Genomic DNA, 5,856 nt, shown 5'->3' with positions numbered 1-5,856 from the left:
GGGGAGGATGACCTGTGCGGGACTACCTGTAGGTGATGTCCGAGGTGGAGTAGAGGCAGTTCTTGCTGTCGGGTCCGGAGCCGACGGCCGTGTTGTTGTTGTACTTCTGGCAGGGCACGACCTTGCGGCCGGAGTCGTTGCGGATCGTGATGTTCCGCAGTGTCGCCACGTCGTTGCGGTTGACGTTGATGCCGACGAGCCGCGCGGTGGAGCCGGTGCCGGTCACGTCGACGGTGTTGAGGTTGACCTTGCGCGTGTACTGCGTGGAACAGTCGCCGCACGAGCGGTACAGCGTCTTGAACTCCTGCACCGCGAAGTTGGAGATGGTCAGCGTGCCGCCGCCGTTGTGCTGGAAGACCTTGTCCGCGGCCTTCTTCGCTCCACCGCCGATCACCTGGTAGGTCGCGCCGTTGCCGCCGCGGAAGGTGGCGGCGTCCTCGCCGACGTCCTCCCACCAGACGTTCTGCAGCGTGCAGCTGCCCTCGCAGTGGATGCCGTCGGCCGCGGGGGCGCCGAGGATGACGTTCTTCAGCACCGCGCCGTTCGCGAGCTTGAAGATCGGGTCCTGGCCCTCCTCCTGGCCGTCACCGGCCAGGTCCCCGGTGCCGTAATACCGCTTCATCCCGTAGTCCTTGGTGCCGGACACGGAGATGGTGGAGGAGGTGCCCTGGCTGCCGTTGGGGGTCGGCCATGTCGCGGCGCTCGCAGTGGGCGCGTTGGTAGTCATGATCATGCCAACCGAGAGGCCGAGTGTGGCCAGTGCGCCGGTCAGTGCGCGCCTGCGGGGGCGCGGGCGTGTCGCAGAAGTCATGTCCCGATTCCTTCTGTCGTGGGGGTGGAGGCGCGTCGGGCTCCTCCGGAGCCCGAGCGTCCCGTCGGGGTGCGTGCCTTCGTCGAGTGGGGGTCATGTAGATGAATGTCGTTCACCATGCGGTCGGATACGAGCCCCTGTAGGGGTCTGCTCACGACGACGGGTCATATTGCTGAACGGAAGGTAGAGGGTAAGCGCTTTCTGGTCAATGTCTCGCGCAGAACGCATTCGGCCGCTCCTGGTCAGGGTGATGGCGGCGTGGGAGCGCTTCCATAGAAACCATGTCCATGTCACCATGCGGCATGGATGCCTCCTGAACCGCCCCTCACGACGGAAGGAACGCCGGACGTGTCTGCCACCCCCCGCCCCACGGCGCCCAGATCCCTGCGGTCGATGCTCCTCGCGCTCGTCGCCGCGCTGCTGCCGTTGCTCGTGGCCACCGCGCTCACCGCACCCGCGGCCGCCGCAAGCGAGCCCGCCCGTGATGCCGCCCGCGCGGGGGCCGTCCCCGTCGCCGCCCTCACCGAGGTCACGAACTTCGGTACGAACCCCAGCAACCTGCGCATGTACCTGTACGTACCGGAGAGCGTCACGCCGAAGCCGGCGGTCGTGGTGGCCGTGCACTGGTGCACCGGCTCGGGCCCGGACATGTACAACGGCACCGAGTACGACACCCTCGCCGACCGGTACGGATTCATCGTGCTCTACCCGTCCGTCACCCGCAGCAGCAAGTGCTTCGACGTCTCCTCGCCCCAGGCCCTGCGCCGCGGCGGCGGCAGCGACCCCGTCGGCATCAAGTCGATGATCGACTGGACCACCCGCACCTACAACGCCGACACCGGCCGGATCTTCGCCACCGGCATCTCCTCCGGCGCGATGATGACGAACGTCCTGCTCGGGGACTACCCCGACGTGTTCGCGGCGGGCGCCGCCTTCTCGGGCGTCCCGTTCGGCTGCTTCGCCACCACCGACGGCTCCGAGTGGAACAGCGCCTGCTCGGGCGGCACGATCACCCGCACCCCGAAGGAGTGGGGCGACCTGGCCCGGGGCGCGTACCCCGGCTACACCGGCGCCCGGCCCCGGATGCAGACCTGGCACGGCACCCAGGACGACGTCCTGAGCTATCCCAACTTCGGGGAGCAGATCAAGCAGTGGACCAACGTGCAGGGCGTGAGCCAGGCGCCCACCACCACCGACACGCCCCAGCCCGGCTGGACCCGCACCCGGTACGGCGGCACGGGTGACCGGGCCCCCGTGGAGGCCATCAGTCTGCAGGGCGTCGGCCACAACCTGTACGCCCAGGGCATGGCGTCCCGTGTGCTCACCTTCTTCGGCCTGGACAGCTCCGGCCCGGCTCCCCAGCCCCAGCCCGGCGCCTGCACGGTGACGGCCTCGGTGAATGCCTGGAGCACCGGTCTGACCGCCTCCGTGACCCTCACCAACACCGGCACGACAGCCGTCAACGGCTGGAAGCTCGGCTTCACGCTGCCCGCGGGGCAGACGGTCACGGGCGGCTGGGGCGCCACGTACACGCCGTCGTCCGGGTCGGTCATCGCCACCAACGTCGCGTACAACGGCACCATCGCGCCGGGCGCGAGCGTGAGCATCGGCTATCAGGCCAGTCACGGCGGCAACAGCGCCGCCCCGGCCGCGTTCACGCTCAACGGAACGGCGTGCGCGGCCCGTTGACCAGCCTGAGCGGGCGCCGGGCCGGAGGGTCGGATCAGACCGACCGGTGGTACTGGTCCGGCACCCGCACCTCGCCGCCGAGTTCCCGCGCCGCGTGCCGTGCCCACGAGGGGTTGCGCAGCAGCTCGCGGCCCAGCAGGACCGCGTCCGCCTCGCCGTTGGCCAGGATCTTCTCGGCCTGCTCGACGTCGGTGATGAGCCCGACCGCGGCGACCGGCAGGGCCGTCTCGTTTCTCACCCGGGCGGCGAAGGGCACCTGGTAGCCGGGGTCGGTGGGGATGCGGACGCCGGAGGCGTTGCCACCGGTGGAGACGTCCAGCAGGTCGATGCCGTGGGCCCGCAGGTCGGCAGCGAAACGGACCGTGTCGTCCGCGGTCCAGCCGCCGTCCTCGAGCCATTCGGTCGCCGAGACCCGGAAGAACAGCGGCTTGTCGTCCGGCCACACCTCCCGTACGGCGTCGACGACTTCGAGGGCGAAGCGGGTGCGGTTCTCGTACGAGCCGCCGTAGGCGTCGGTGCGGTGGTTGGAGTGCGGGGAGAGAAACTCGTTGATCAGGTAACCGTGGGCGCCGTGGATCTCGGCGACCTCGAAGCCGGCGGCGAGCGCGCGACGGGCCGCGGCCGCGAACTGCTCGACGACGTCCTCGATCTGGTCCACGGTCAGCTCGGCCGGGGCCGGGTGCCTGTCGTCGAACGCGAGCGGGCTCGGGGCGACGGAGTCCCAGCCGTGGGCGTCCGGGCCGACCGGGGCGCCGCCCTTCCAGGGGCGCTCCGTCGAGGCCTTGCGGCCGGCGTGGGCGAGCTGGAGCGCCGGCACCGTGCCCTGTGCGGTGAGGAAGCGGGTGATGCGGCGGAACGCCTCGACCTGTGTGTCGTTCCAGATGCCCAGGTCGTAGGGCGAGATACGGCCCTGCGCCGACACCGCGGTCGCCTCGACGATGATCAGGCCCGTGCCGCCGCTGGCGCGGGCGGCGTAGTGCGCGAAGTGCCAGTCGGTGGGGACCCCGGTCTCCGGGCCCTCCGGCGCCGCCGAGTACTGGCACATCGGGGGCATCCACACGCGGTTCGGGATCGTCAGCTCGCGCAGGGTGTAGGGCTCGAAGAGCGCGGTCACGGCGTACTCCATTCGTCACGGGGCCGATGTCGACTCGTACGATAGGCATCGTAGTACGGTGGATGTCAAACTACGAGGGTTCTCGTACTATGGAGTCCCCGAGGAAGTGGAGCCGCCGTGCCGCCCCCCGCCGCCAGCAGTCGTGACCTGCCGCACCCCGCGTCCGACGAGATCAGGCTGGAGGACGTTCTGCACGCGCTCTCGGATCCGATGCGGCTGCGGATCGTGCGGGAACTCGCCGGCGCGCGTGACGAGTTGTCCTGCTCGCACTTCGATCTGCCCGTCACCAAGTCGACCACCACGCACCACTTCCGGGTGCTGCGGGAGAGCGGGGTGATTCGGCAGGTCTACCGGGGGACGGCCAAGATGAACGGGCTGCGGCGGGACGACCTGGACGAGCTGTTCCCGGGGCTGCTGGCTGCCCTCCTCGGCGCCGCTGCCCGGCAGGCCGTCCGGCTCGGTGGCTGAGCGCCCTCAGGGAGCCTTGCCCGCCGCGGCCTTCAACAGGGACGGCCAGTCAGGGAGTTTGACCACGCCGCGGCCCAGTGAGGCCCCCAGTTCCACCTCCGCCCGCTCGATCGACTGCCAGCCAGGCCATTCCACCGGGTCGGTTCCCGCTGCGCGCAGCGCCGGGAGGGGGTCGTCGGGCGCGACCCGCGGCGCGAGGGCCGGCGCGTCCTCCAGGAGCGAGGTCGCCGTCTCCTTCGCGCACGGGCGGTTCGTGCCGATGACGCCCGTGGGACCGCGCTTGATCCAGCCCGCCACGTACTCGCCCGGGGCGACGGCGCCCTCGCGCAGGACGCGGCCGGACAGGTTCGGGACGGTGCCGGTGGCCGGGTCGAAGGGGAGTCCCTCCAGGGGGACTCCGCGGTAGCCCACCGAGCGCAGGACCAGCTGTCCTCCGATGACCTCATGGCGGCCCGTGCCCGTCACGCCGCCATGACCGTCCGGCGCCGTCCGCTCGAACCGCACGGCGCCCACATGGCCCTGCTCGGCGAGCAGTTCGGCCGGGCGGAGGAAGAACCGGAGGTGGATGCGGCGCAGTGCGCCCTTCGGGGGTGTCTCGGCCCAACCGCGCAGGACCTCGACGTTGCGGCGCTGCGGGGCGGGCAGCGCGGAGGGGTCCGTGTATCCCGGATCCAGGGCCAGCTCCGCCGGGTCCACGACGACGTCCGTCTCCGGCAGGGTGCCGAGCTCGCGCAGCTCCTTGGTGGTGAACCGGGCCTGGGACGGGCCGCGCCGGCCCACCATGTGGATCTCGGTCACCCGGCTCTCCGTCAGGGTGGTCAGGGCCGCCTGCGGCATGTCGGTGGGGGTCAGTTCGGCCAGTCCCCGGGCCAGCATCCGCGTGACGTCCACGGCGACATTCCCCACCCCGATGACCACGGCCGACCGGGCGTTCCGCAGGAAACCGGCGTCCACGGCGTCCGGGTGGGCGCTGTACCAGGACACGAACTGCGTCGCCGACCAGCTCCCCGGCAGGTCCTCCCCGGGGGTGCCCAGATGCCGGTCGGTGGCGGCCCCCACGCAGTACACCACCGCGTGGTACAGCTCCCGAAGCCGTGCGACGGTCACGCCGCCGGGGCCGATCTGCACACCGCCGAGGAACCGCACCCGCTCGTGCTCCAGGACGGCGCGCAGGTTGTTCTGCAGTGACTTGATCTTCTCGTGGTCGGGTGCCACGCCGTAGCGGACGAGGCCATAGGGGCACGGCAGCCGGTCCAGGACGTCGACGCGCACCTCGGAGTCCAGCTGGACGAGGCTCTGGGCGGTGTAGCACCCGCTGGGCCCGGAGCCTACGACGGCGACTCGCAGCACGGCGGAACTCCTTACCGGAGGGATCCGACGGATCTCAGGAGAGCGCTGACGCCTCCAGCATCGCACCGTGTGGGCTCCGCTGACAGGGTGCAGTGCGCCGTCCGCGGCGCGTGTCCGATCTGTAGGGAATGTGATCATGCGGTTACGTTCAGTGTGTGCTGGAAGCATCCTTTCTGAATCTTTCTGATCGCTCTCCGGCGGACGGTGCGCTGGCCGTGCGCCCCGCCTGGGAAGTGCGGGAGAACGAGGGCGCCACCCGGTGGTTCGAGTTCCGGCTGGCTTTCGCGGACGGCGCCCGGGTCGACGCGCTGGCCGTCGTGGGCGGCGGATGCGTCTGCGTCGAGGAGGTGTGCGCTCAGCCCGCGCTCCTCCCGCTCCACCAGTGCCGCCACACACCGCCGCGCCCGGTCCCGCAGCAGCCGCA

6 protein-coding genes are annotated in these 5,856 nt (G+C 70.8%); 3 read left to right on the top strand and 3 right to left on the bottom strand.

Annotation, left to right across the window (positions count from 1 at the left end):
- Positions 1–22 precede the first annotated feature (22 nt).
- The gene (locus ABZ281_RS34080) at positions 23–811 is read right to left on the bottom strand and encodes a pectate lyase (protein WP_356661831.1); all 789 of its coding nucleotides are present in this window, start codon (positions 809–811) and stop codon (positions 23–25) included.
- A 393-nt stretch (positions 812–1,204) separates the two neighbouring features.
- On the opposite strand from ABZ281_RS34080, the gene ABZ281_RS34075 reads away from it, so the two are divergent.
- Entirely contained in the window at positions 1,205–2,500 is a 1,296-nt protein-coding gene (locus ABZ281_RS34075; protein WP_356661835.1) for a PHB depolymerase family esterase, read from the top strand.
- A 34-nt stretch (positions 2,501–2,534) separates the two neighbouring features.
- On the opposite strand, the gene ABZ281_RS34070 is transcribed toward ABZ281_RS34075, so the two are convergent.
- Positions 2,535–3,614, bottom strand: coding sequence for an NADH:flavin oxidoreductase/NADH oxidase (locus tag ABZ281_RS34070; RefSeq protein ID WP_356661829.1), 1,080 nt, complete (start codon positions 3,612–3,614; stop codon positions 2,535–2,537).
- Positions 3,615–3,731: 117 nt separating this feature from the next.
- Between ABZ281_RS34070 and ABZ281_RS34065 the strand changes: the two genes are divergently transcribed.
- Positions 3,732–4,082, top strand: a complete 351-nt coding sequence (locus ABZ281_RS34065; RefSeq protein ID WP_356661827.1) for a helix-turn-helix domain-containing protein — start codon at positions 3,732–3,734, stop codon at positions 4,080–4,082.
- Between the two features lie 6 nt (positions 4,083–4,088).
- Here ABZ281_RS34065 and ABZ281_RS34060 read toward each other — a convergent pair whose 3' ends face one another.
- Positions 4,089–5,432 (bottom strand): FAD-dependent oxidoreductase, encoded by a 1,344-nt coding sequence (locus tag ABZ281_RS34060; protein ID WP_356661825.1) that lies wholly within the window; start codon positions 5,430–5,432, stop codon positions 4,089–4,091.
- Between the two features lie 209 nt (positions 5,433–5,641).
- Here ABZ281_RS34060 and ABZ281_RS34055 point away from each other — a divergent pair.
- A partial coding sequence (locus ABZ281_RS34055) for a DUF6214 family protein (RefSeq protein WP_356661833.1) occupies positions 5,642–5,856 on the top strand: 215 nt, incomplete at its 3' end.

The sequence above is a fragment of the Streptomyces sp. NPDC006265 genome (assembly GCF_040613555.1).
Lineage (GTDB): Bacteria > Actinomycetota > Actinomycetes > Streptomycetales > Streptomycetaceae > Streptomyces.
Note: the sequence above shows the minus strand (reverse complement) of the source record. Positions and strands in the feature narration are given on the sequence as shown.